Origin of the sequence: Xanthomonas sp., from assembly GCF_017163755.1 — a bacterium.
In the GTDB taxonomy this organism is placed as follows: Bacteria; Pseudomonadota; Gammaproteobacteria; order Xanthomonadales; family Xanthomonadaceae; genus Xanthomonas_A.
The window spans coordinates 1-20,810 of sequence record NZ_JAFIWC010000024.1 but is presented as its reverse complement, the minus strand read 5'-3'; the positions used below and the strand labels follow the sequence as shown (position 1 = coordinate 20,810).

General features: G+C 70.7%; 22 protein-coding genes. 10 read left to right on the top strand and 12 right to left on the bottom strand.

Annotation, left to right across the window (positions count from 1 at the left end; all coding sequences use genetic code 11):
- The 6 genes from JR065_RS15920 to JR065_RS15895 all read right to left on the bottom strand — a co-directional run bounded on the left by JR065_RS15920 (position 1) and on the right by JR065_RS15895 (position 5,654).
- Entirely contained in the window at positions 1-1,074 is a 1,074-nt protein-coding gene (locus JR065_RS15920; RefSeq protein ID WP_206235286.1) for a threonine aldolase family protein, read from the bottom strand.
- The gene (gene trpE / locus JR065_RS15915; RefSeq protein ID WP_206235285.1) at positions 1,074-2,549 is read right to left on the bottom strand and encodes an anthranilate synthase component I; all 1,476 of its coding nucleotides are present in this window, start codon (positions 2,547-2,549) and stop codon (positions 1,074-1,076) included. Before trpE ends, JR065_RS15920 begins: the two co-directional genes overlap by 1 nt.
- Before the next feature lie 431 nt (positions 2,550-2,980).
- Positions 2,981-3,919 carry a lipid kinase YegS gene (yegS, locus tag JR065_RS15910; RefSeq protein WP_206235284.1) on the bottom strand — a complete coding sequence of 313 codons (939 nt, stop codon included), beginning with the start codon at positions 3,917-3,919 and terminating at the stop codon, positions 2,981-2,983.
- 240 nt (positions 3,920-4,159) lie between these two features.
- Positions 4,160-4,642: a GNAT family N-acetyltransferase gene (locus tag JR065_RS15905; protein ID WP_206235283.1), complete on the bottom strand. Its 483-nt coding sequence runs from the start codon at positions 4,640-4,642 to the stop codon at positions 4,160-4,162.
- Position 4,643: 1 nt separating this feature from the next.
- On the bottom strand, positions 4,644-5,312 hold the full coding sequence (gene rpe / locus JR065_RS15900) for a ribulose-phosphate 3-epimerase (RefSeq protein WP_206235282.1): 669 nt from the start codon (positions 5,310-5,312) through the stop codon (positions 4,644-4,646).
- Positions 5,313-5,321: 9 nt separating this feature from the next.
- Positions 5,322-5,654: a J domain-containing protein gene (locus JR065_RS15895; RefSeq protein ID WP_206235281.1), complete on the bottom strand. Its 333-nt coding sequence runs from the start codon at positions 5,652-5,654 to the stop codon at positions 5,322-5,324.
- A gap of 143 nt (positions 5,655-5,797) precedes the next feature.
- Between JR065_RS15895 and JR065_RS15890 the strand changes: the two genes are divergently transcribed.
- Both JR065_RS15890 and JR065_RS15885 read left to right on the top strand, forming a co-directional pair.
- Positions 5,798-6,739 carry a phosphoribosylaminoimidazolesuccinocarboxamide synthase gene (locus JR065_RS15890; RefSeq protein WP_206235280.1) on the top strand — a complete coding sequence of 314 codons (942 nt, stop codon included), beginning with the start codon at positions 5,798-5,800 and terminating at the stop codon, positions 6,737-6,739.
- A 152-nt stretch (positions 6,740-6,891) separates the two neighbouring features.
- Positions 6,892-7,374 carry a DUF962 domain-containing protein gene (locus tag JR065_RS15885; protein WP_206235279.1) on the top strand — a complete coding sequence of 161 codons (483 nt, stop codon included), beginning with the start codon at positions 6,892-6,894 and terminating at the stop codon, positions 7,372-7,374.
- Here JR065_RS15885 and JR065_RS15880 read toward each other — a convergent pair.
- Positions 7,368-8,288: an SDR family oxidoreductase gene (locus tag JR065_RS15880; RefSeq protein WP_241093672.1), complete on the bottom strand. Its 921-nt coding sequence runs from the start codon at positions 8,286-8,288 to the stop codon at positions 7,368-7,370. The two genes, JR065_RS15885 and JR065_RS15880, sit on opposite strands and share 7 nt — an antisense overlap.
- A gap of 49 nt (positions 8,289-8,337) precedes the next feature.
- Here JR065_RS15880 and JR065_RS15875 point away from each other — a divergent pair, with 49 nt between their 5' ends.
- The 7 genes from JR065_RS15875 to JR065_RS15845 are packed head-to-tail and all read left to right on the top strand — an operon-like array spanning position 8,338 to position 14,448.
- Positions 8,338-8,541, top strand: a complete 204-nt coding sequence (locus JR065_RS15875; protein WP_206235278.1) for a hypothetical protein — start codon at positions 8,338-8,340, stop codon at positions 8,539-8,541.
- Positions 8,538-11,369, top strand: coding sequence for a monovalent cation/H+ antiporter subunit A (locus tag JR065_RS15870; protein ID WP_206235277.1), 2,832 nt, complete (start codon positions 8,538-8,540; stop codon positions 11,367-11,369). Before JR065_RS15875 ends, JR065_RS15870 begins: the two co-directional genes overlap by 4 nt.
- Positions 11,369-11,755 (top strand): Na+/H+ antiporter subunit C, encoded by a 387-nt coding sequence (locus JR065_RS15865; protein ID WP_206235276.1) that lies wholly within the window; start codon positions 11,369-11,371, stop codon positions 11,753-11,755. Before JR065_RS15870 ends, JR065_RS15865 begins: the two co-directional genes overlap by 1 nt.
- Positions 11,752-13,296, top strand: coding sequence for a monovalent cation/H+ antiporter subunit D (locus JR065_RS15860; RefSeq protein WP_206235275.1), 1,545 nt, complete (start codon positions 11,752-11,754; stop codon positions 13,294-13,296). The genes JR065_RS15865 and JR065_RS15860 overlap by 4 nt, the downstream gene beginning before the upstream one ends.
- Positions 13,293-13,799 (top strand): Na+/H+ antiporter subunit E, encoded by a 507-nt coding sequence (locus JR065_RS15855; protein WP_206235274.1) that lies wholly within the window; start codon positions 13,293-13,295, stop codon positions 13,797-13,799. The genes JR065_RS15860 and JR065_RS15855 overlap by 4 nt, the downstream gene beginning before the upstream one ends.
- Positions 13,796-14,080, top strand: coding sequence for a K+/H+ antiporter subunit F (locus JR065_RS15850; RefSeq protein ID WP_206235273.1), 285 nt, complete (start codon positions 13,796-13,798; stop codon positions 14,078-14,080). The genes JR065_RS15855 and JR065_RS15850 overlap by 4 nt, the downstream gene beginning before the upstream one ends.
- Positions 14,077-14,448, top strand: a complete 372-nt coding sequence (locus tag JR065_RS15845) for a Na+/H+ antiporter subunit G (protein ID WP_206235272.1) — start codon at positions 14,077-14,079, stop codon at positions 14,446-14,448. The genes JR065_RS15850 and JR065_RS15845 overlap by 4 nt, the downstream gene beginning before the upstream one ends.
- 221 nt (positions 14,449-14,669) lie before the next feature.
- Here JR065_RS15845 and JR065_RS15840 read toward each other — a convergent pair whose 3' ends face one another.
- From JR065_RS15840 to hppD, 5 genes are all read right to left on the bottom strand, one after another.
- The gene (locus tag JR065_RS15840) at positions 14,670-15,620 is read right to left on the bottom strand and encodes a calcium/sodium antiporter (protein ID WP_206235271.1); all 951 of its coding nucleotides are present in this window, start codon (positions 15,618-15,620) and stop codon (positions 14,670-14,672) included.
- A gap of 462 nt (positions 15,621-16,082) precedes the next feature.
- A complete protein-coding gene (locus JR065_RS15835) occupies positions 16,083-16,733 on the bottom strand; it encodes a lectin (RefSeq protein WP_206235270.1) in 651 nt (216 codons plus the stop codon).
- Positions 16,734-16,815: 82 nt separating this feature from the next.
- On the bottom strand, positions 16,816-18,129 hold the full coding sequence (hmgA, locus tag JR065_RS15830; RefSeq protein WP_206235269.1) for a homogentisate 1,2-dioxygenase: 1,314 nt from the start codon (positions 18,127-18,129) through the stop codon (positions 16,816-16,818).
- Complete coding sequence (locus tag JR065_RS15825; protein ID WP_206235268.1) at positions 18,126-18,539, bottom strand: endonuclease domain-containing protein; 414 nt, start codon at positions 18,537-18,539, stop codon at positions 18,126-18,128. Before JR065_RS15825 ends, hmgA begins: the two co-directional genes overlap by 4 nt.
- Before the next feature lie 81 nt (positions 18,540-18,620).
- Complete coding sequence (hppD, locus tag JR065_RS15820) at positions 18,621-19,733, bottom strand: 4-hydroxyphenylpyruvate dioxygenase (RefSeq protein WP_429001877.1); 1,113 nt, start codon at positions 19,731-19,733, stop codon at positions 18,621-18,623.
- Positions 19,734-19,864: 131 nt separating this feature from the next.
- On the opposite strand from hppD, the gene JR065_RS15815 reads away from it, so the two are divergent.
- A complete protein-coding gene (locus tag JR065_RS15815; protein WP_206235267.1) occupies positions 19,865-20,344 on the top strand; it encodes a MarR family winged helix-turn-helix transcriptional regulator in 480 nt (159 codons plus the stop codon).
- Positions 20,345-20,810 lie beyond the last annotated feature (466 nt).

Below are 20,810 nucleotides of genomic sequence, written 5' to 3'. Positions count from 1 at the left end.
TCAATCGGTGCCATGCGCCGTCGCCGGCCGGCTTACTGCAGCGAAGTCCGCGCACAGCGCATCGACCGCGTCGGCGCGCGTGGCCCACGAAGTCACGAAGCGGATGACGACGCAACCGTCGTCCAGTACCTGCCAGCGCTCGAAGTCGTAGCGCCGCGCCAGCGCGTCCACCGCGGCAGGCGGCAGCGCCACGAACAGCTGGTTGGTCGGCGAATCGGAGACGAATCGCGCACCGGCCGCGGCCAGCCCGGCGCGCAGGCGCGCGGCCATGGCATTGGCGTGCGCGGCCAGTTCGAAGAACAGGCCGTCCTCGAACAGCGCGGCGAACTGCGCGCCCAGCACCATGCCCTTGGCCAGCAGCGCGCCGCGCTGCTTGATCAGGTAGCGCAGGTCCGGCTTCAGCGCATCGGCCACCACCACCAGCGCCTCGCCGAGCAAGGCGCCGTTCTTGGTGCCGCCGATGTAGAAGGCGTCGGTCAGCGCGGCGATGTCGGCCAGGCTCAGGTCGTTGCCGTCGGCGGTCAGCGCGCTGCCCAGCCGCGCGCCGTCGAGGAACAGCCACAGCCCGTGCTCGCGGCAGAACCCGCGCAGCGCCTGCAGTTCCTGTTTCCGGTAGAGGGTGCCCAGCTCGGTGGGGTTGGATACGTACACCAGCTTCGGCTGCACCATGTGCTCGTTGCCGTGCTCGGCCAGCACCGGCGCCAGCTGCGCCGGGGTCAGCCGGCCGTCGGCGCTGGCGATGGTCAGCACCTTGTGCCCGGTGGCTTCGATCGCGCCGGTCTCGTGGGTGGCGATGTGCCCGCTGGCCGCGGCGATCACCGCCTGGTGCGGGCGCAGGAACGCGCCGATCGCGGTCAGGTTGAGCTGGGTGCCGCCGACCAGCAGGTGCACGTCGGCCCGCTCGCAGGCGGCCGCCTGGCGGATCAGCGCGGCCGCGCGCGCGCTGTGCCGGTCCAGCCCGTAGCCGCCGTTCTGCTCGGCGCTGGCCAGCGCCAGCGCCTGCAGCACGCGCGGATGCGCGCCTTCGCTGTAGTCGTTGCGGAAACCGCTCCTGGCGGCGGCCGCGCCGTCCATCACAGGCCCTTGGCCGCTTCGGCCACCGCGCGGAACAGCGCGCGGCCCTTGTTCATCGTCTCGTCCCATTCCTTCTGCGGATCGGAGTCGTAGACGATGCCGGCGCCGGCCTGCACGTGCAGGCGGCCGTCCTTGATCACCGCGGTGCGGATCGCGATCGCGGTGTCGGCGTCGCCGTGCCAGCCCAGGTAGCCGATGCTGCCGGCGTAGACGTTGCGCTTGATCGGCTCCAGTTCGCGGATCACTTCCAGCGCGCGGATCTTCGGCGCGCCGCTGACGGTGCCGGCCGGGAACGTGGCGCGCAGCACGTCCGCGTAGCTCAGGCCCGGCAGCAGCGCGCCGGTGACCTCGCTGACGATGTGCATCACGTGGCTGTAGCGCTCGATCACGAAGCGTTCGCCGACCTCGACGGTGCCGGCCTGCGACACGCGGCCGGCGTCGTTGCGGCCCAGGTCGATCAGCATCAGGTGCTCGGCGCGCTCCTTCGGATCGGCCAGCAGTTCCGCTTCCAGCGCCAGGTCCTCTTCCACGGTCTTGCCGCGCGGGCGGGTGCCGGCGATCGGGCGCACGGTGATCTGGCCCGCTTCCAGCCGCACCAGGATCTCCGGCGAGGAACCGACCACCTGGGTGTCGCCGACGTCGAGGAAATACATGTACGGCGATGGATTCAGCGCGCGCAGCGCGCGGTACACGTCCACCGGGCGCGCGCTGAACGGCACGCTCAGGCGCTGGCTCAGCACCACCTGGAAGATGTCGCCGGCGCGGATGTATTCCTTGGATTTCTCCACCGCGTCGATGAAGCCCTGGCGGGTGAAGCCGGAAACGAAATGGCTCTCGTCGAGCACGTCGCGCGCCAGCGGCGCGGGATAGCCGGCGCCGGGCCGGCGCAGCTTGGCGGTCAGCGCGTCCAGCCGCGCCTGCGCCGCCTCCCAGGCATCGTCCTCGCCCGGATCGGCATGCACGATCAGGTACAGGCGGCCCTTGAGGTTGTCGAACACGGCCAGCTCTTCGGACAGCATCAGCAGGATGTCCGGCGTGTCGAGTTCGTCGCGCTTGTCGCCGCCGGCCAGGCGCGGTTCGATGTAGCCGATGCATTCGAAGCCGAACCAGCCGACCAGGCCGCCGGTGAACCCGGGCAGGCCGTCGAGCTGCGGCACCGAATGCGCCGAGCGCAGCGCCTCCACCTCGGCGAACGGGTCGGCGATATGGCGGGTGTCCACCAGCGTGCCGTGGTCGCGGGTCTCGAGGGTGTGCCCGCGGAACGTGTACACGCGCCGCACCGGCAGGCCGATGATCGAATAGCGACCGAAACGCTCGCCGCCTTCCACCGATTCGAACAGGTAGGTGTGCGTGCCGTCGGCGACTTTCAGGTAGACCGACAGCGGCGTGTCCAGGTCGGACAGCACTTCGCGCACGACGGGGATGCGGGTGTGGCCTTCAGCGGCGTAGCGCTGGAACTGCTCGCGGGTGATCAAGACGACTTTCCTTCCAGGACGCGGTGGCGGGACGGACGACGGCTACAGGCCACCATCGCCACGCGCGGCGAGCGGAAGGGAGAGAACGCTGGGTCGTCGGGCGGGACACGGCGGCTACTTTACCGCAACTGGCGAGGCTGGCAACGGTTGCAGCCGGCATCCATCGGCGTGCGGCGCGTGGCGATGCGCGGCCAGGATGGCGGTCCGGGAAAGGCGCCGAGGGTCGAACCCTCCTGCGAGGGCGATGATGCACGCGACTGTGGGAGCGACGCCGCCGCGCTGGGGTCTTTCATTGCAATAAGCGAAGCAGCGGCTTGCGTCGACCGGGTGCAGTCGGGACTGAAGTCCCTCCCACAAAGTGCCGGTTGCATCGCCGAATACGCGTGCGGAAGAATTCGGTCGCCCGGCACCGGCTTCGGCATGCGCCGCGGTTACCGCGTCTGGCCGCGCAGCAGCGCCGAATCGGCCGGCAGGTGCATGCGCAGGCGCCCGGGCACGCAGTCGATGCGGAAGTGGCGCGAGGTTTCCGGCTCGCCGTCCAGGTTCAGGGTCAGCGGCTCGTCGGCCTGGATCCGCAGCCACGGCAGGCGCGCGCGGATCGCCACCCGCTCCAGCGCCGCCTGCTTGCCCGAGGTCACCAGCGTGCCCAGCGTGGCGGCCACCTCGCCGCTCAGCTCGGGCACGATGGTCAGGTCGAGCAGGCCGTCGTCGATCACCGCGTCCGGGCACAGCGCCTGGCCGCCGCCGGCCTGGCGGCCGTTGCCCAGGCCCAGCGCGATGAACTCGCCTTGCCAGGCGAAGTCCGGGCCTTCGAAGCGGGCCTGGATCGGGTCGATCCGTCCCAGCCGCGCCATGCCGGTGATCAGGTAGGCCAGCCCGCCGAGCATCTTCTTCAGCCCGTCGTCGGTTTCCACCGTCACCTGGGTGCCGAAGCCGCCGCTGGCGACGTTCGCGCACCAGTGCGCGCCGTGCTCGGCCTCGATGCGCAGCAGGTCGATCGGGAACGCGCGGGCCTGCGCGATCAGCTCCAGCGCCGGCAACGGCTCGTCGGGAATGCCGGCGGCGCTGGCGAAATCGTTGGCCGTGCCCAGCGGCACCAGGCCCAGCGCGGGCAGTCCGGCGGCGCCTTCGGCGCGGTGCGCCAGCGCGCTGGCGACTTCGCTCAAGGTGCCGTCGCCGCCGGCGGCGACGATGCAGTCCACGCCGTCGTCCAGGGCTTCGGTCACGTAGCGCTCGGCGTCGCCCTCCTCCCAGGTCACCCGCACCTCCACGGTGGTGCCGCGTTCGCGCAGCGCCACGACCGCCTCGCGCAACGCGTCGTCGCCTGCCGACTTGCCGTTGAGGATCAGACGCCATCGGGGCTGCGGCATACGTGCATCACGGGTCGAGGGTGGAGCGCGCAGGCTAGCAATCGGTGCGTTGCGCGCCGTGAATCCGCGCCCGCCGGCGGCGCGCGGAACCCCGGCCGCTGTCACCGGCCGGTCATCGTCGGTACGGAGAATGGAAGGCCATAGCAAGGACGACGGATGGAGGCAGGATCAGCCTCCGACTTCTCCCAGGGGCCGCACTGGCGACAGTGCGGTTCTTTTTTTGTCCCCGCCGCGGGCGTTTCAGCCGGCGGCGAAGGCCGCCAGCGCCTCGCCCTGCAGCCGGTACACGGTCCATTCGTCCTGCGCGCGGGCGCCGACGGATTCGTAGAACGCGATCGCCGGCCGGTTCCAGTCCAGCACCGACCACTCGAAGCGGCCGCAGCCCTCGGCCACCGCCTGCCTGGCCAGGTGCCGCAGCAGCGCCTTGCCCGCGCCGGCGCCACGGTGTTCCGGCGCCACGTACAGGTCCTCCAGGTACAGGCCGTTGCGGCCCAGCCAGGTCGAGTAGTTGTAGAAGTACACCGCGTAGCCGATCGGTTGCGCGCCGGCTTCGCAGATCAGCGCATGCGCGGTGGCGCCGGGGCCGAACAGGCTGGCGCGCAGGCCGTCCTCGTCGGTCTGCACGGCGTCCTCGGCGCGCTCGTAGCGCGCCAGGTCGCGGATCAGGCGCAGGATCAGCCCGGCATCGTCGGCGGTGGCCGGGCGGATGTGCAGTGCGGCCATCTCAGCGTGCCGCCACCGCCGCGCGCATCCGCGCGATCACCTCGGCATAGTCCGGCGCGTTGAAGATCGCCGAGCCGGCGACGAAGGTGTCGGCGCCGGCGGCGGCGATCGCGGCGATATTGTCCGGCTTGACCCCGCCGTCGATCTCCAGCCGGACCGGCCTGCCGCTGGCGTCGATTTTCGCGCGGATGGCGCGCAGCTTGTCCAGCGCCGAGGGAATGAACGCCTGTCCGCCGAAGCCCGGGTTCACCGACATCACCAGCACCAGGTCCAGTTCGTCCAGCACCCAGTCGAGGATGTCCACCGGGGTGGCCGGGTTGAGCACCAGGCCGGCCTTGCAGCCGTGCGACTTGATCAGCTGGATCGTGCGGTGCACGTGGCGGCTGGCCTCGGGATGGAAGCTGATGATGCTGGCGCCGGCCTCGGCGAAATCCGGCACCAGCCGGTCCACCGGCTCGACCATCAGGTGCACGTCGATCGGCGCGGTGACCCCGTGCTTGCGCAGCGCCTGGCACACCATCGGGCCGATGGTCAGGTTGGGCACGTAGTGGTTGTCCATCACGTCGAAGTGGATCCAGTCGGCGCCGGCCTTCAGCACGGTGTCCACTTCCTCGCCGAGGCGGGCGAAGTCGGCGGAGAGGATGGACGGGGAGATGATGCAGTCGGACATGGGAAGGTCTCAGCGCTTGCGCAGGGTGCGGATACGGTCGTAGGCGGTGTTGAGCCGACTGGCCTTCTGCTCGGCGCGCGCGCGCAACTCCGGCGTCGCGCCGACGACCTTGTCGGGGTGGTACTGGGAGATCAGCCGGCGGTAGGCCAGCTCGACCTCGGCGTCGGTGGCGTCGCGGGTCAGGCCCAGCTCGCGGTAGGGGTCCTCGCGCCGCTGGAAACTGAACCAGCCGGCGTCGAAGGCATGGCCGACCAGCAGTCCCAGCGCCGCGCCGATCACCGGATTGGGCCGGAACAGCAGTGCCCCGGCGATCGCGCCGAGCAGTTTTCCGTACCAGTGCATGGGCGATCGCGGGCTCGGCCGAGGAGGCCTCGCATTTTACGGCACAGCGGGGCTTTCCGGCCGTACACTACGCGGCCCGCTGTCGCACCGCGGGCCCGCCGGGTCCCGGGACAGCCGCCATTGCGAAGTCCGTAGGAGTGCCTGTGCCCACCACGCTGTTGCAATCCGATCTGCCCGGCCTGCCGTTGCGTCACCGTGGCAAGGTCCGCGACGTATTCGATATCCCCCGCGAGCGCCTGCCTGCCGACGCCGCTTCCGGCGCGGCTTCGAGCGGCGATTACCTGCTGATGGTCGCCACCGACCGCCTGTCGGCGTTCGACGTGGTGCTGCCCGACCCGATCCCGGGCAAGGGCGAGATGCTGTGCCAGGTCTCCAACTTCTGGTTCGCCAAGACCGCGCACCTGATGCCCAACCACCTGACCGGGATCGACGTGGCCAGCGTGCTGCCGGCCGGCGTGGACGCGGCGCTGTACGCCCGGCGCGCAGTGGTGACCAAGAAGCTCAAGCCGGTGCCGGTGGAGGCGATCGCGCGCGGCTACCTGATCGGCAGCGGCTGGAAGGACTACCAGCGCACCGGCAAGGTCAGCGGCATCGAGCTGCCCGACGGCCTGCGCCAGGCGGAGAAACTGGCCGAACCGATCTTCACCCCGTCGACCAAGGCCGCGGTCGGCGACCACGACGAGAACATCGACTTCGACGCGATGGTCAAGAGCGTGGGCGCGGAACTGGCCGAGCGCGTGCGCGATGCGACGTTGCGCATCTACCGCTTCGCCGCCGACTTCGCCGCCGAGCGCGGCATCCTGCTGGCCGACACCAAGTTCGAGTTCGGCACCGACGCCGACGGCCGCCTGTACATCATGGACGAGATGCTCACGCCCGATTCCTCGCGCTACTGGCCGGCCGACGAGTACCAGCTCGGCACCAGCCCGCCGAGCTACGACAAGCAGTTCGTGCGCGACTACCTGGAGACGCTGGACTGGGGCAAGACCGCGCCCGGCCCGCGCCTGCCGCAGGACGTGATCGACCGGACCCGCGCCAAGTACGCCGAAGCGCTGCAGCGGCTGGCGGGCATTTCGATCGACTGAGGCGCAGCGGCGGTTGCAGCGCGCGCCGCCGCCGGCAGCACCGCCACGATCGCCGCGGCCCGCCTGCGAAAAAGCGGCGCGCCCGCGCGCCGCAGATGTCTCCGCGCCGCCGCCTGCATGCGGCTATGCTGGCGCCACTGCTGGGAGGGACCATGGACACCACCGATTACGCGCGCCCGGTCGACCGCTACTTCGCCAGCTATTCGGACGACCACCGCAACGCGATCAATCAGCGCATCCACCTCGTCGCGGTGCCGGCCATCCTGTGGTCGGTGGTGGCGCTGCTGTGGAGCATCCCGGTGGGCGGCACCTGGTTCCAGAGCGGGCTGTGGGCGGCGCTGGGCATGTTCGCCGCGTGGATGTTCTACAACCGGCTGTCGCGCACGCTGGGCTACGGCATGCTGGCGGCGTTCTTCTTCTGCGGCTGCCTGTGCCGGCTGCTGGAGGCGCGGCTCGGCGCGCAGGGCCTGTTGTGGCTGGCGGTGGGCGTGTTCGTGGTGGCGTGGATCGCGCAGTTCGTCGGCCACAAGCTGGAAGGGCACAAGCCCAGCTTCCTCACCGACCTGGTGTACCTGCTGATCGGGCCGGCCTGGGTGCTGGCCAAGTTCTACCGGCGCATGGACTGGCGCTACTGACGCGGCGGCTGCAGCATCGCCGCGTCCGGCGCGAACGCGCGCGGCGCGTAGCCGAAATCGCGCCGCGCCGGCGCCAGGTCGAACACCAGGTCCTGGCGCATGCGCCGTAGCGCGGCGCGGTTCATGCCGCGCAGGCGGCCGCCGGCATGCGCGGCCGCCAGCGCCAGCGCGAACAGCGGCGTCGGCAGCTGCAGCAGCCGCGCCGGCGGGTCCAGCGCCGCCAGCACCCGCCGCACCATGTCGCGATAGCGCAGCACCTCGCCGCCGCCCAGCGCATAGCTGCGCCCGTGGGTGAGCGGCTGCGCCAGCACCGCCAGCGCGGCGTCGGCCAGGTCCTGCACGTGCACCGGCTGGCGCAGGCCATCGCAGGCGCGCGGCAGCACGAACCAGCCGCTGCGCCGCGCCAGCGCGGCGATTTCGGTCAAGGTACGGTCGCGGCCGGCGCCGTAGACCAGGGTCGGCCGCAGCACCGTGGCGGCGGCGCCGCGCGCGGCCGCGGCGTCGAACAGCAGCGCCTCGGCCTCGCGCAGGCGCCGGGCGACGTCGCGCTCGGCGGCGTCGCCGGAATCGCGCTTGACCTCCAGGCTGGTCGAGCCGAACGCGACCACCCGCGGCGCGCGCAGCGGCGCGCTGCGGTACCAGGCGGCGAAGCCGTCGAGCGGGCCGCAGCTGAACACCGCCTCGACCTCGTGCAGCGGCAACGGCGAGGCCGCGTTCAGATCGCCGGCTAGCCAGACCACCCCGCGCCGCGGCGGCTGCGCGCGGCGCGACACCGCATGCACCTGCCAGCCCGCCGCGTGCAGGCCGTCGAGCACGCGCTCGCCGATCTGCCCGCTGCCGCCGAAGACCAGCGCGCGCGGCGCGGCCGAAGCGGTGGCAGGCATGTCGGTGGTGGTGGCGGAAGAGGCTGGCATCGCCCAAGCATAGCGAGCGGCGCGCGCGCTTGCGCGGGTCCTGGCGCTGATGCTGATGCTGCCGCCGCTGCTCCTGCTGATGCTGCTCCTGCTGATGCTGCTGATGCTGCTGATGCTGCTGGTGCTGCTGGTGCTGCTGGTGCTGGTGCTCCGCTGGCGCGCCGGCACACGCAGCGCACGTCGCGGGCCAGCGCTGGAAGTGCGCCTGTTACACTCGGGGTTCCTGCTCGCGAATCTCGCATTCCCTGCATGATCCCGTTCCTGGAAATCCTGCTGGCCCTGCCGTTCCTGATGGCGGCGGCCGTGATGGCGCTGCGCCACTGTTCGCGCGCCACCCTGGCCTGGACCGCGGCGGCGGCGCCGTTGCTGGGGCTGGCGGTGCTGGCATGGCTGACGCCGGCGGTGCTGGCCGGGCACGTCGTGCGTGGCGACCACGCCTGGCTGCCGCAGATCGGGCTGCTGTTCTCGCTGCGCCTGGACGGGCTGGCGTGGATGTTCGCCGGGCTGGTGCTGGCGATCGGCGCGCTGGTGGTGATGTACGCGCACTACTACCTCGGCGCGCGCGACGATGCCGCGCGCTTCTACGGCTGCCTGCTGCTTTTCATGGGCGCGATGCTGGGCATGGTGATCGCCGGCAACCTGCTGCTGCTGATGGTGTTCTGGGAGCTGACCAGCATCAGCTCGTTCCTGCTGATCGGCTACTGGTCGCACCGCAAGGACGCGCGCGACGGGGCGCGCATGGCGCTGGTGATCACCGGCGGCGGCGGCCTGGCGCTGCTCGGCGGGGTGCTGCTGATCGGGCGCATCGCCGGCAGCTACCAGCTCGATGCGGTGCTGGCCGCCGGCGATGCGATCCGCGCCAGCGCGCTGTATCCGTGGGCGCTGGGGCTGGTGCTGGCGGGCATCTTCACCAAGAGCGCGCAGTTCCCGTTCCACTTCTGGCTGCCGCACGCGATGGCCGCGCCGACGCCGGTGTCGGCCTATCTGCATTCGGCGACGATGGTCAAGGCCGGCGTGTTCCTGCTGGCGCGGCTGCATCCGGCGCTGGCCGGCACCGACCTGTTCTTCTACACGGTCAGCGGCATCGGCGCGCTGACGCTGCTGACCGGCGCGTGGCTGGCGATCTTCCAGCACGACCTCAAGGGCCTGCTGGCGTATTCGACGATCTCGCACCTGGGCCTGATCACGATGCTGTTCGGCCTGTCCACGCCGATGGCGGTGGTGGCCGGCGTGTTCCACATCCTCAACCACGCGGTGTTCAAGGCTTCGCTGTTCATGGCCGCCGGCATCATCGACCACGAGACCGGCACCCGCGACATGCGCCGGCTCGGCAACCTGCGCCGGGCGATGCCGTTCACCAGCGCGCTGGCGATCATCGCCTCGCTGGCGATGGCCGGCATCCCGCTGCTCAACGGTTTTCTGTCCAAGGAGATGTTCTTCGCCGAAGCGCTGGGCGCCAACGGGCCGCGGGCGATGCGCGCGTTCACCGCCACCGCGGCGCTGCTGGCCGGCGTGTTCGCTGTGGCCTACAGCCTGCGCTTCGTCTACGAGACCTTCTTCGGCCGCGGCCCGCGCGCGCTGGAGGCGATGCCGCACGAGCCGCCGCGCTGGATGAAGATCCCGGTCGAGATCCTGGTGCTGGTGTGCGTGGCGGTGGGCGTGGTGCCGGCGCTGACCGTGGCGCCGGTGCTGCACGCGGGCGCCGGCGCGATCCTGGGCCAGGCGATGCCCGACTACAGCCTGGCGGTGTGGCATGGCTGGAACGCGCCGCTGGCGATGAGCCTGGCCGGCGTGGCCGGCGGCGGCGTGCTGTACTTCGGCCTGCGCCGCCTGACCGCGCTGTACACCGAGGTGTCGCGCTCGTTCGGGCGGCAGGTGTTCCATTGGCACGTCGAGGCGCTGTTTGGCGTGGCCGGCCGCTTCACCCGCCTGCTGGCCAACGGCAGCCTGCAGCGCAGCCTGCGCTGGCTGGTGCTGGCGGCGATCGTGGTGGCCGCCGCGCCGTTCGTGTTCACCGCGCCGATGTGGCGGCACTGGCCGGCGCCGCAGCCGATGCCGCTGCTGGGCTGGGCGCTGTGGCTGCTGATCGTCGGCTGCGCGCTGGCCACGCTGTTCCTGTACCGGCAGCGCCTGCTGGCGGTGCTGATCATCGGCGGCACCGGCCTGGGCGTGAGCCTGGTGTTCGTGTTCCTGTCGGCGCCGGACCTGGCGCTGACCCAGTTGCTGGTGGAGATGGTGACGCTGGTGCTGATGCTGCTGGCGATGAACTACCTGCCGAAGGATTCGCCGGTCGAGCGGCGGCGCTGGCGCACGCGCGTCGATGCCGCGATCGCGACCGCCGCCGGCGCCGGCATGGCGTTGCTGGCGTATTCGGTGATGACCCGGCCGGCCTCGACGATGGCCGGCGAGCTGCTGCAGCGCGCGCTGCCGGAGGCGTACGGGCGCAACGTGGTCAATGTGATCCTGGTGGATTTCCGCGGCTTCGACACCTTCGGCGAGATCACCGTGTTCGGCATCGCCGCGCTGGTGGTGCACGCGCTGCTGCGGCGCGCGCGGATGGCGCCGGAAAAGGTGATGCCGGGCCCGCCGATCAAGCTGCCGGTGCCGGCCGACCTGGCGCAGCTGATGTTCCCGCTGACCCTGACCGTGTCGATCTTCCTGTTCCTGCGCGGCCACAACGCGCCCGGCGGCGGCTTCATCGCCGGCCTGCTGCTGGCGGTGCCGCTGCTGATCCAGTACGTGATCCAGGGTGCGGCGTCGGTGGAGTCGCGCTTCGGCTTCGACTACATCCGCTGCATCGGCGTCGGGCTGATGATCGCCACCGCCAGCGGCGCGGCCTCGATGCTGTTCGGCACCCCGTTCCTGACCAGCGGACATCTGGACCTGCAACTGCCGCTGCTCGGGCAGATCGCGCTGGCCAGCGCGCTGGGCTTCGACATCGGCGTGTACCTGGTGGTGTTCGGCGGCGCGATGCTGACCCTGTCGATGATGGGCACGATCAAGCCGTCGCGCACGCGCGAGTCGCAGCGCGGCGAAATCGATCCCGGCCGGCGTTCGCCACGCACCGGGGAGATGCGCTGATGGAACTGGCCCTGGCGAGCGCCATCGGCGTGCTGACCGCGGTCGGCGTCTACCTGCTGCTGCGCGCGCGCAGCTTCGACGTGATCCTCGGCCTGACCGCGCTGTCCTACGCGACCAACCTGCTGATCTTCGCCGGCGGCCGGCTGGTGCAGGGCAAGGCGCCGGTGCTGCGCGACGGCGTGCCGGCCGGGCTGGGCCACTACACCGACCCGCTGCCGCAGGCGCTGGTGCTGACCGCGATCGTGATCGCCTTCGCGATGACCGCGGTGAGCCTGGTGCTGGCGATGCGCAGCCGCGCCGACAACCGCAGCGACCACGTCGATGCGCACGAGGAACCGGCAGCGCCGGCGCCCCCCGGCGGCGGCGATGCGGGGACGGGCGCATGAACCATCTGGTGATCCTGCCGATCCTGATCCCGCTGCTGGGCGCGGCGCTGTCGCTGTTCGTCGAGCACCGCCGCTTCGGCCGCAGGGCGCAGCGCGCGGTGGCGTGGGCGTCGATGGCGGCGCTGGCGGCGGCGGCGGCCGCGCTGTTCGCGCGCGCCGGCGACGGCCAGGTGCTGGTCTACCTGCTCGGCGACTGGCCCTCGCGGCTGGGCATCGCGCTGATGGCCGACCGGCTGTCGGCGTGGATGCTGCTGACCACCACCCTGCTCGCCGGCGCCTGCCTGCTGCACGCCTGCGCCGGCTGGGACCGGCGCGCGCCGCACTTCCATGCGCTGTTCCAGTTCCAGCTGGTCGGCCTGAACGGCGCGTTCCTCACCGGCGACGTGTTCAACCTGTTCGTGTTCTTCGAGGTGATGCTGATCGCCTCGTACGGGCTGCTGCTCAGCGGCGGGCGCGGGCTGCGCATGCGCGTGGGCTTCCACTACGTGGTGTTCAACATCACCTCCTCCACGCTGTTCCTGATCGCGCTGGGGCTGCTGTACGGGCTGCTCGGTTCGTTGAACATGGCCGAGCTGTCGCAGCGGGTGGCGCAGGCGCCGGTGCACGACCTGCCGCTGATCAAGGCGGCGCTGGGCCTGCTGTTGCTGGTGTTCTGCGCCAAGGCCGCGCTGCTGCCGCTGTACCTGTGGCTGCCGGACACCTATGCGCGCGCGCCGGCCGCGGTGGCGGCGCTGTTCGCGGTGATGACCAAGGTGGGCCTGTATGCGGTGCTGCGGGTCGGCACGCTGATCCTCGGCGACCAGGCGCAGTCGCTGGCCGGCTATGGCCGCGACTGGCTGCTGTGGGCCGGCATCGGCACGCTGCTGCTGGCCTCGCTCGGGGTGCTGGCGGCGGCACGGCTGCGGGTGCTGATCGGCTACCTGGTGATCGTGTCGGCGGCGACGCTGTTCATCGCCTTCTCGCTGGACGCGCCGGGCACGCTCGGCGCCGGCCTGTACTACCTGGCGCACAGCAGCTTCGTGGCCGCGGCGCTGTTCCTGGTCGCCGACCTGATCCGGCGCCGCCGCGGCGGCGCCAGCGACCGCAAGGAGGTGATCGCGCCGCTGCCGGGCAAGACCGTGCCGGGCGTGCTGTTCCTGATCGCGGCGATCTCGGTGGCCGGGCTGCCGCCGCTGTCCGGGTTCCTGGCCAAGGTGGCGATCCTGGGCGCGACGCCGGCAGCCAGCAGCGCGCCGGTGTGGACCGCGATCCTGGCCAGCAGCCTGATGGTGATCATGGGCCTGACCCGCGCCGGGGTGCGCCTGTTCTGGCGCGTGCCCGGCGACGAGGACGCCCCGCCTGCGGCGGCGCCGCCGCGCAAGGCGCCGGCGCGGCCGCTGGAGACCGCGGCGACGGTGCTGCTGCTCGGCTACGGCATCGCGATGACCCTGGCCGCCGGGCCGCTGCTGCGCTATACCGAAGCGGCCGCCGCGCAGCTGCTGCGGCCCGGCGACTACGCCACCCAGCTGCGCGCCACCGTACCGGCGCTGAGGGAGCCATGACCACGCCCGCACCCTGGTGGCGACGCCTGTTTCCCTCGTGGCCGCTGACCATCACCGTGGCCGTGTTCTGGCTGCTGATGAGCGACAGCTTCAACCTCGCCCAGGCGCTGCTCGGCGCGCTGCTCGGCGTGGCGATCCCGCTGTTCGCCGCGCGCCTGGACCGCGAGTTCGCGCGCATCGGCTCGCTGCGCGCGGTGCCGAAGATGCTGTGCGTGGTGGCCTGGGACATCGTGCGTTCCAACGTGGTCGTGGCGCTGCAGGTGCTCGGCCCCGAATCGAGGATCCGCCCCGGCTTCATCTGGGTGCCGCTGGACATCGCCAACATCCATGGCATCGCCGCGCTGACCAGCATGATCACGCTGACCCCGGGCACGGTGTCGGCGGCGCTGTCGGACGACCGCAAGTACCTGCTGGTGCACGTGCTGCACCTGGACGACGCCGAGGCGGTGATCCGCCAGATCAAGACGCGCTACGAAGCGCCGCTGATGGAGATCTTCCCATGACAGGCAACATGTTCATCGAAACCACCATCGCCACCTGCATGCACGTGGTCGGGCTGGCGATGCTGCTGGCGCTGTGGCGCCTGCTGCGCGGGCCGACCGTGCCCGACCGCATCCTGGCGCTGGACACGCTGTCGGTGACCGCGATCGCCGAACTGATGCTGTTCGGCATGTACCTGGATTCGCCGGTGTATTTCGAAGCGGCGCTGATCATCGCGATGCTCGGCTTCGGCAGCACCGTGGTGCTGAGCAAGTACGTGCTGCGCCGGGACATCGTCGAATGATCGCGGCGCTGCAGGTGGGGCTGTCGCTGCTGCTGATCGTCGGCTGCTTCTTCATCCTGGTCGGCGCGCTGGGACTGGTGAAGCTGTCGGACTTCTTCAAGCGCCTGCACGCGCCGACCAAGGCCAGCACGCTCGGCGTGGGCTGCGTGCTGCTGGCCTCGGTGGGCTACCACCTGTTCCTGGGCCAGGACCCGCAGCCGCGCGAGCTGCTGATCACCGCGTTCCTGTTCATCACCGCGCCGATCAGCGCGCACATGATGGCCAAGGCGGCGCTGTCGCTGATGATGGAAGACCGCCCGGAAGTGCCCGGCAGCGACAGCGCCGAGAAGGAAGGCCTGCCGCCGCCGGCGCAGGAAGATCCGCGTTGATGTTGCCCCGACCGGCGTAGCGCGGGCGGTCGCGCTGATTAGCCAGGTCTTTTCGGCTCATGACCGCCAGCGCATGCCAACGGCGATTTGCAGCCAGCTGGCGTGTGCAAGCGGCTCCAGTCGTGGCCGGCTTCACAGGTGCGCCGGTCGCGGCTGAAGCCGCTCCTACAGTGGCATCACGTGCCGCCTGCCTTTCCGGGTCCCCGGTCCCCGGTCCCGGCTCAGGCCAGCAGCGCCACTTCCAGCCCCACCCAGGCCATGAACGCCAGCAGCAGGATCGCGCCTTCGCCGCGGCTGATGCGCAGGTCGCCGCGCAGCATCGGGTACAGCACCACGATGAAGGCGATCGCCGCCGGCAGCTCCAGCCGCACGAACGAGGCCGGCAACGGCAGTGGCCGCAGCGCGGCCATGCCGCCGACCACCACCAGCAGGTTGAACAGGCTCGAGCCGATCACGTGGCCGACCACCATGTCGCCCTGTCCGCGGCGCGCGGCGGCGATCGCCGCGGCGGCTTCCGGCAGCGCGGTGCCGATCGCCACCGGCAGCAGGCCGGCCAACAGCGGCGACAGGCCCCAGGCGGCGCCGAGCCGCGGCGCGGCGTCCACCACCAGCTTGGCGCCGAAGTACAGCAGCGCCACGGCGATCAGCAGCCGCAGCAGATTCAGGCCCAGCGCGGTGCGGGTCACCGCGTAGCCGGACAGGCCCAGCTGTAACGCCGCGTCCTCGCTGCGCGCACGGCGCAGCAGGAACGCGACCGCGCCGACGAAGACCAGCAGCAGCGCCGCGCCTTCGATGCGCGAGACCGCCCCGTCCAGGCCGAACGCGATCAACGCCAGCGTCGCCAGCGCGAGCAGCACCAGCAGCGGCGACAACAGCCGCGTGCGCACCAGCAGCGGCGCCGCCAGCGCCGCCAGCGCCAGGGTCAGGCCGACGTTGGCCAGGTTGCTGCCGATCGCGTTGCCCAGCGCCAGCTCCTGCGCGCCGACCACATAGGCGCGCGCATTGACCGCCAGTTCCGGCAGCGAGGTGCCGAACGCCACCAGCAGCAGGCCGGCCACGAACGGCGACGCGCCCAGGCGCTGCGCCAGCCCGGAGGCGGCCTTGACGATCGAGTCGCCGCCCAACGCCAGCAACACCAGCCCCAACAGCAACACTCCGATCGCGCTCAGCATGGCCCGGCCCTCCCCTCGTGACGATGCGGCGATTCTATGCGCTGGACCGATCACGCCGCGTCTTTTGCGCCGGCGGCGGCTGGCGCTGGCGCGCAATGCGGGGGCTGCCCGGTCGCCGCAGCCGCCTGGCCAACGCCGATGCGGAGGGTCCAGCGCATTCGCACGCCCTTTCCGCGCGGGCGGACCCAGGCGCTCCGGCCGCAGCGCTGGCAGCGGCTGCAGCGCTACGCGAAGCTGCGATCAATCCCGTCAAAGACCGATCGGAAGGCGGAAGAGCCTCGCCGATTCTTCTACATCGCGTATCTGCATCTGCTGGACCGGGCCGTCATCAAGCCGAGTCCAAGTGCGCGCCCGGCGCTCTGGACGAGCGCGGCGTACGGGGTCGGCGACAACGCCAGGAGGCGATAGCGTGCATGGCGGCGGCGGGAGATGCTCCACGCGCCGGCACCGCCTGGCGTGGCGTCAGGAACAGCGCTCGACGTAGTCCACCTGCGGCGGCACGCCCACGCGCCAGGCGGTGGCGGTGCCGGTGGCGTCCAGCTCGAACACCAGTACCCCCGGCTGCCCGGCGTCGCTGCGGATGCGCAGCAGCTTGGCGCCTTCGACGTACTTGTGCGGCTGCTCCTCGATGCGCCCGGCGTAGCGCTGGCGCAGTTCCTCGGCGCGCATGCCGACCTTGCCGCCGCCCGGCGCGGTCTCCTTCGGATGGCCGACGTCGTAGCGCACCAGCTTGTCGCCTTCCACCATGAAGCCGAAGTCCTGGGTGCCCTGCGCCCATTTCGGCGTCAGGTAGTAGCAGCCGCCGGCTTCGCCGGGCTTGCCGTCGAGCTCGCCGCCCCAGGCGCGGCGCGCCTGCTCGGCGCTCATGCCGAAACGCACGTCGCCGTAGCCGTCGAACTGCGCCAGGGTGCGGTCGGCCCGCGCCATCTCCGGCGGCATCGCGCCGGCCGGGGCCTGCGCCGGCGGCACGTCGCCGTCGGGCTGGTCGATCGGCGGCGGCGGCAACGCGTCGGCCTGGCCGCCGGAGGCGGGCGCGGGCGGCGGCGTTTCCTGCCGGCCGCAGGCGCACAGCGCGAGCAGGAGCATGGCGGTGGCAGGCAGCTTCGGCTTCATCGCGACTCCTCGCACGGCATCAGGTTCGCAGGCTACCGCGTGCGCGGGTGAACGGGCTGTGCACCGTTCACATCCTGCGCCGCTACTGCGGCGGCGCGACGAAATGCCTGCGCAGCCCCGCCCAGCACTGCTGGTAGTCGCGCTGCCGGTGCGCCGCGTCCAGCGCCTGCGCGCTCGGGCGCAGCACCGCGCGGGTCTCGAACATGAAGGCCATGGTGTCGGCGATGACGTCCGGCTGCGACAGGTCCGCCTGCGAGGCCTTGGCGAAGGTCGCCGCGTCCGGGCCGTGGCCGCTCATGCAGTTGTGCAGCGACGCGCCGCCCGGGGCGAAGCCTTCGGCCTTGGCGTCGTACACGCCGTGCACCAGGCCCATGAATTCGCTGGCCACGTTGCGGTGGAACCACGGCGGGCGGAAGGTGTGCTGCGCCACCAGCCAGCGCGGCGGAAAGATCGCGAAATCCAGGTTGGCGGTGCCCGGGGTGTCGCTGGGCGCGGTGAGCACGGTGAAGATGCTCGGATCGGGATGGTCGAAGCTGATCGAGCCGATCGCGTTGAAGCGGCGCAGGTCGTACTTGTACGGCGCGTAGTTGCCGTGCCAGGCGACCACGTCCAGCGGCGAATGGCCGATCGGCGCGCGCCACAGGTGGCCCTGGAACTTGGCGATCAGCTCGAACTCGCCTTCGTCCTCCTCGTAGGCGGCCACCGGGGTGAGGAAGTCGCGCGGATTGGCCAGACCGTTGGCGCCGATCGGGCCCAGGTCGGGCAGGCGCAGCAGCGCGCCGAAGTTCTCGCACACGTAGCCGCGCGCGGCGCCATCGGGCAGCTCGACGCGGAAGCGCACGCCGCGCGGGATCACCGCGATCTCCTGCGGGGCCACCTCGAGCACGCCCAGCTCGGTGCACAGGCGAAGCGCGCCGTGCTGCGGCACGATCAGCAGTTCGCCGTCGGCATCGTAGAAGAAGCGGCCGTGCATCGAGACGTTCGCCGCGTACATGTGCACCGCCACGCCGTGCTGTGCGGCGGCCGAGCCGTTGCCGGCCATCGTGTACAGCCCGTCGACGAAATCCACCGACGCCTGCGCCTGCGGCAGCGGCAACGGGCTCCAGCGCAACTGGTCGGGGGACACCGGGCCGGCGTCGAAGTCGTTGTGGAACGCGCTGGCCTGCGCATACGGCGCGAACGTGCCGTGCACCGCCGCCGGGCGGATGCGGTACAGCCAGCTGCGCCGGTTGACGCCGCGTGGCGCGGTGAACGCGGTGCCGGATAGCTGCTCGGCGTACAGGCCATGGGCCACGCGCTGCGGCGAGTTCTGCCCCTGCGGCAGCGCACCGGGCACGGCCTCGGTGGCGAATTCGTTGCCGAAGCCGGATTGGTAGCCGTGATGCTGGATGTTCATGGCATGGACTCTAGCTCTGAAAGCCCCTCTCCCACCGGGAGAGGGGTTGGGGTGAGGGTGCGGACGCTGGCAAAGCCCAGAATCGACTCCAGTACCGCGTCCGGTTGCAGCATTACATCGTTGTTCCAGAAGCGCAGTACGTGCATTCCTTGCGCCTGCAGATAGCGAGTCCGTTCGGCATCGGCCTTTGTCGAATGTTGCGAACCATCCAGCTCAACGGCCAGTTTTAATGCCTCGCAGTAGAAATCGACAACGTAAGGTGGAACCAGGTGCTGTCTGCGGAATTTAAGACCGAGCAGACGCCCGCCGCGCAGATACTGCCAGAGCTTCCGTTCCGCATCGGTCATGTCTTGGCGCAACCTGCGGGCGTTTCTGAGCGTCGCTGTAGGCAATGGCGGCTTTGCGGTCATGACGCCACCGTACCCTCACCCCAACCCCTCTCCCGTCGGGAGAGGGGCTTTTGATGCGTCGGCGCATGCCGCGATGCGGCGTCAGAGCACGCCGCGCTTCATCTGGTCGCGCTCGATGCTCTCGAACAGCGCCTGGAAGTTGCCTTCGCCGAAGCCCTCGTTGCCCTTGCGCTGGATGATCTCGAAGAAGATCGGGCCGATGCAGTTCTGGGTGAAGATCTGCAGCAGCTTGCGCTGCTTGGTCTCCGGGTCGGCGTCGATCAGGATCTTGTTCCGGGCCAGCCGCGGCACGTCCTCGCCATGGTCGGGGATGCGCTGGTCGATCACTTCGAAATAGGCGTCCGGCGTGTCAAGGAACTCGACCCCGGCGGCGCGCATGCGCTCCACCGTCTCGTAGATGTCGTCGGTGAAGCAGGCGATGTGCTGGATGCCTTCGCCGTGGTAGGCGTCCAGGTATTCGTTGATCTGGCTCTTCGGGTCGGAGGACTCGTTGAGCGGGATGCGCACCACGCCGTCCGGCGCGGTCATCGCCTTGGAGGTGAGCCCGGTCTTGGCGCCCTTGATGTCGAAGTAGCGGATCTCGCGGAAGTTGAACAGGCGCTCGTAGTAGTCCGACCAGCGCTGCATGTTGCCGAAGTACAGGTTGTGGGTCAGGTGGTCGATGAAGGTCAGGCCGAAGCCGGCCGGATGCGGCTCGGCGCCGGGCACCGGCTCGAAATCGGCGTACACCGAGCCCTTGTCGCCGTAGCGGTCGACCAGGTACAGCATGCAGTCGCCGATGCCCTTGACCACCGGCGCCGGCACCGCGCGGGTGTCGGCCTTGTCGGCGATCGCTTCGCCGCCGTTCTCCAGCACCCGGGCGAACACCGTGTCGGCCGGCTGCTGGAAACGGATCGCGAAGCCGCAGGCGCAGGGACCGTGCGCGGCGGCGAAGTCGGCGGCGAACGAATCCGGATCCTCGTTGACCAGGAAGTTCACCCCGCCCTGGCGATACACGGTGATCGGCCGCGCGCGATGGCGCAGCACCGCGGTGAAGCCCATGCTGCGGAAGTAGGCGTGCAGCTGCTCGCCCTGTCCGGCCGGCGCGGCGAATTCGACGAACTCGAAGCCGTCGATGCCCATCGGATTCTCGAACGTGGTGACCTGCATGCCCAGGTTGGTCGGCTGGGATGGATACTGCGGTTGTGCGCTCATGATCGTCTCCTGGAGCGCGGGCCGCGCCGCCCGAAATTTCGGATGCGGATGGACGGCAGACTCGCGAGAATGGACGTGAAGTGTCCTCCCTTATAGTTACAAATGTAACCACCAGCAAGGTGCAATGCAGCATGCCCCCCATCGAACCCGCCGCCCCCGATCAGCCCACGCTCGACCTGGAACAGTTCCTCCCCTATCGCATCAGCGTCCTGTCCAACCGGATCAGCAGCAACATCGCCCGCGTCTACGGCGAGCGCTACGGCATGGCGGTGACCGAATGGCGGGTGATGGCGGTGCTGGCGCTGTATCCGGGCCTGTCGGCCGGCGAGGTGTCCGAGCGCACCGCGATGGACAAGGTGGCGGTGAGCCGCGCGGTGGCGCGCCTGCTCGAGCGCGGCTTCATCCAGCGCGAGACCCACGGCGACGACCGCCGCCGCTCGGTGCTGCACCTGTCCGCGGCCGGGGTGGAGGTCTACGAGGTGGTGGCGCCGATGGTGCTCGAATGCGAGCGGCGCCTGCTGGCGCCGTTCAGCGCCGACGAGCAGGCGCTGCTGAACCGGCTGATCGACCGGTTGGCCGCCGAAGGCCTGCCGAGCATGACCGGGAAGTGAAACGACCGGACGCCCGCCCGCAAAGCGCGTTGCATGGCTGCAGCGCAGCCGCAGCGCACCGCACACTTGTGTAGGAGCGGCTTCAGCCGCCGCGACAGGCTCCATCGGTGAAGCCCGTCGCGGCTGAAGCCGCTCCTACAGGATTCACGGCGCCTTTCGGCATCCAGGAGAAAACGCCTGGAAGCTCGCTCAAGGCTGCGCGAGCAGGCGTTGCTGAACCGGCTGGCCAACCGGCTGGCCGCCGAGGGCCTGCCGAGCATGGCCGGGGAGCGAGGCGACTCCGAACGCCCGCCCGCAACGGGCGTGGCATGGCTGCAGCGCTGCCGCAAGCGCACCGCACGCTTGCGTAGGAGCGGCTTCAGCCGCGACAGGCTCCATCAGTGAAGCCCGTCGCGGCTGAAGCCGCTTGTGTCTTATGCGGGTATACCGTTGAGGTGAGAGCGGAGTGCGGCAGGCCGCTAAGTCG

Bases quoted from the DNA above. Each gene is read 5' to 3' on its own strand.
- JR065_RS15885 (WP_206235279.1), top strand. From the start codon at position 6,892: ATGGACACCACCGATTACGCGCGCCCGGTCGACCGCTACTTCGCCAGC.
- JR065_RS15840 (WP_206235271.1), bottom strand. From the start codon at position 15,620: ATGCTGAGCGCGATCGGAGTGTTGCTGTTGGGGCTGGTGTTGCTGGCG.
- JR065_RS15875 (WP_206235278.1), top strand. From the start codon at position 8,338: ATGCTGATGCTGCCGCCGCTGCTCCTGCTGATGCTGCTCCTGCTGATG.
- hppD (WP_429001877.1), bottom strand. From the start codon at position 19,733: ATGAGCGCACAACCGCAGTATCCATCCCAGCCGACCAACCTGGGCATG.
- JR065_RS15905 (WP_206235283.1), bottom strand. From the start codon at position 4,642: ATGGCCGCACTGCACATCCGCCCGGCCACCGCCGACGATGCCGGGCTG.
- hmgA (WP_206235269.1), bottom strand. From the start codon at position 18,129: ATGAACATCCAGCATCACGGCTACCAATCCGGCTTCGGCAACGAATTC.
- JR065_RS15850 (WP_206235273.1), top strand. From the start codon at position 13,796: ATGACAGGCAACATGTTCATCGAAACCACCATCGCCACCTGCATGCAC.
- JR065_RS15855 (WP_206235274.1), top strand. From the start codon at position 13,293: ATGACCACGCCCGCACCCTGGTGGCGACGCCTGTTTCCCTCGTGGCCG.
- JR065_RS15870 (WP_206235277.1), top strand. From the start codon at position 8,538: ATGATCCCGTTCCTGGAAATCCTGCTGGCCCTGCCGTTCCTGATGGCG.
- yegS (WP_206235284.1), bottom strand. From the start codon at position 3,919: ATGCCGCAGCCCCGATGGCGTCTGATCCTCAACGGCAAGTCGGCAGGC.
- JR065_RS15845 (WP_206235272.1), top strand. From the start codon at position 14,077: ATGATCGCGGCGCTGCAGGTGGGGCTGTCGCTGCTGCTGATCGTCGGC.
- JR065_RS15815 (WP_206235267.1), top strand. From the start codon at position 19,865: ATGCCCCCCATCGAACCCGCCGCCCCCGATCAGCCCACGCTCGACCTG.
- JR065_RS15895 (WP_206235281.1), bottom strand. From the start codon at position 5,654: ATGCACTGGTACGGAAAACTGCTCGGCGCGATCGCCGGGGCACTGCTG.
- JR065_RS15880 (WP_241093672.1), bottom strand. From the start codon at position 8,288: ATGCCAGCCTCTTCCGCCACCACCACCGACATGCCTGCCACCGCTTCG.
- JR065_RS15860 (WP_206235275.1), top strand. From the start codon at position 11,752: ATGAACCATCTGGTGATCCTGCCGATCCTGATCCCGCTGCTGGGCGCG.
- JR065_RS15825 (WP_206235268.1), bottom strand. From the start codon at position 18,539: ATGACCGCAAAGCCGCCATTGCCTACAGCGACGCTCAGAAACGCCCGC.
- JR065_RS15865 (WP_206235276.1), top strand. From the start codon at position 11,369: ATGGAACTGGCCCTGGCGAGCGCCATCGGCGTGCTGACCGCGGTCGGC.
- JR065_RS15920 (WP_206235286.1), bottom strand. From the start codon at position 1,074: ATGGACGGCGCGGCCGCCGCCAGGAGCGGTTTCCGCAACGACTACAGC.
- rpe (WP_206235282.1), bottom strand. From the start codon at position 5,312: ATGTCCGACTGCATCATCTCCCCGTCCATCCTCTCCGCCGACTTCGCC.
- JR065_RS15835 (WP_206235270.1), bottom strand. From the start codon at position 16,733: ATGAAGCCGAAGCTGCCTGCCACCGCCATGCTCCTGCTCGCGCTGTGC.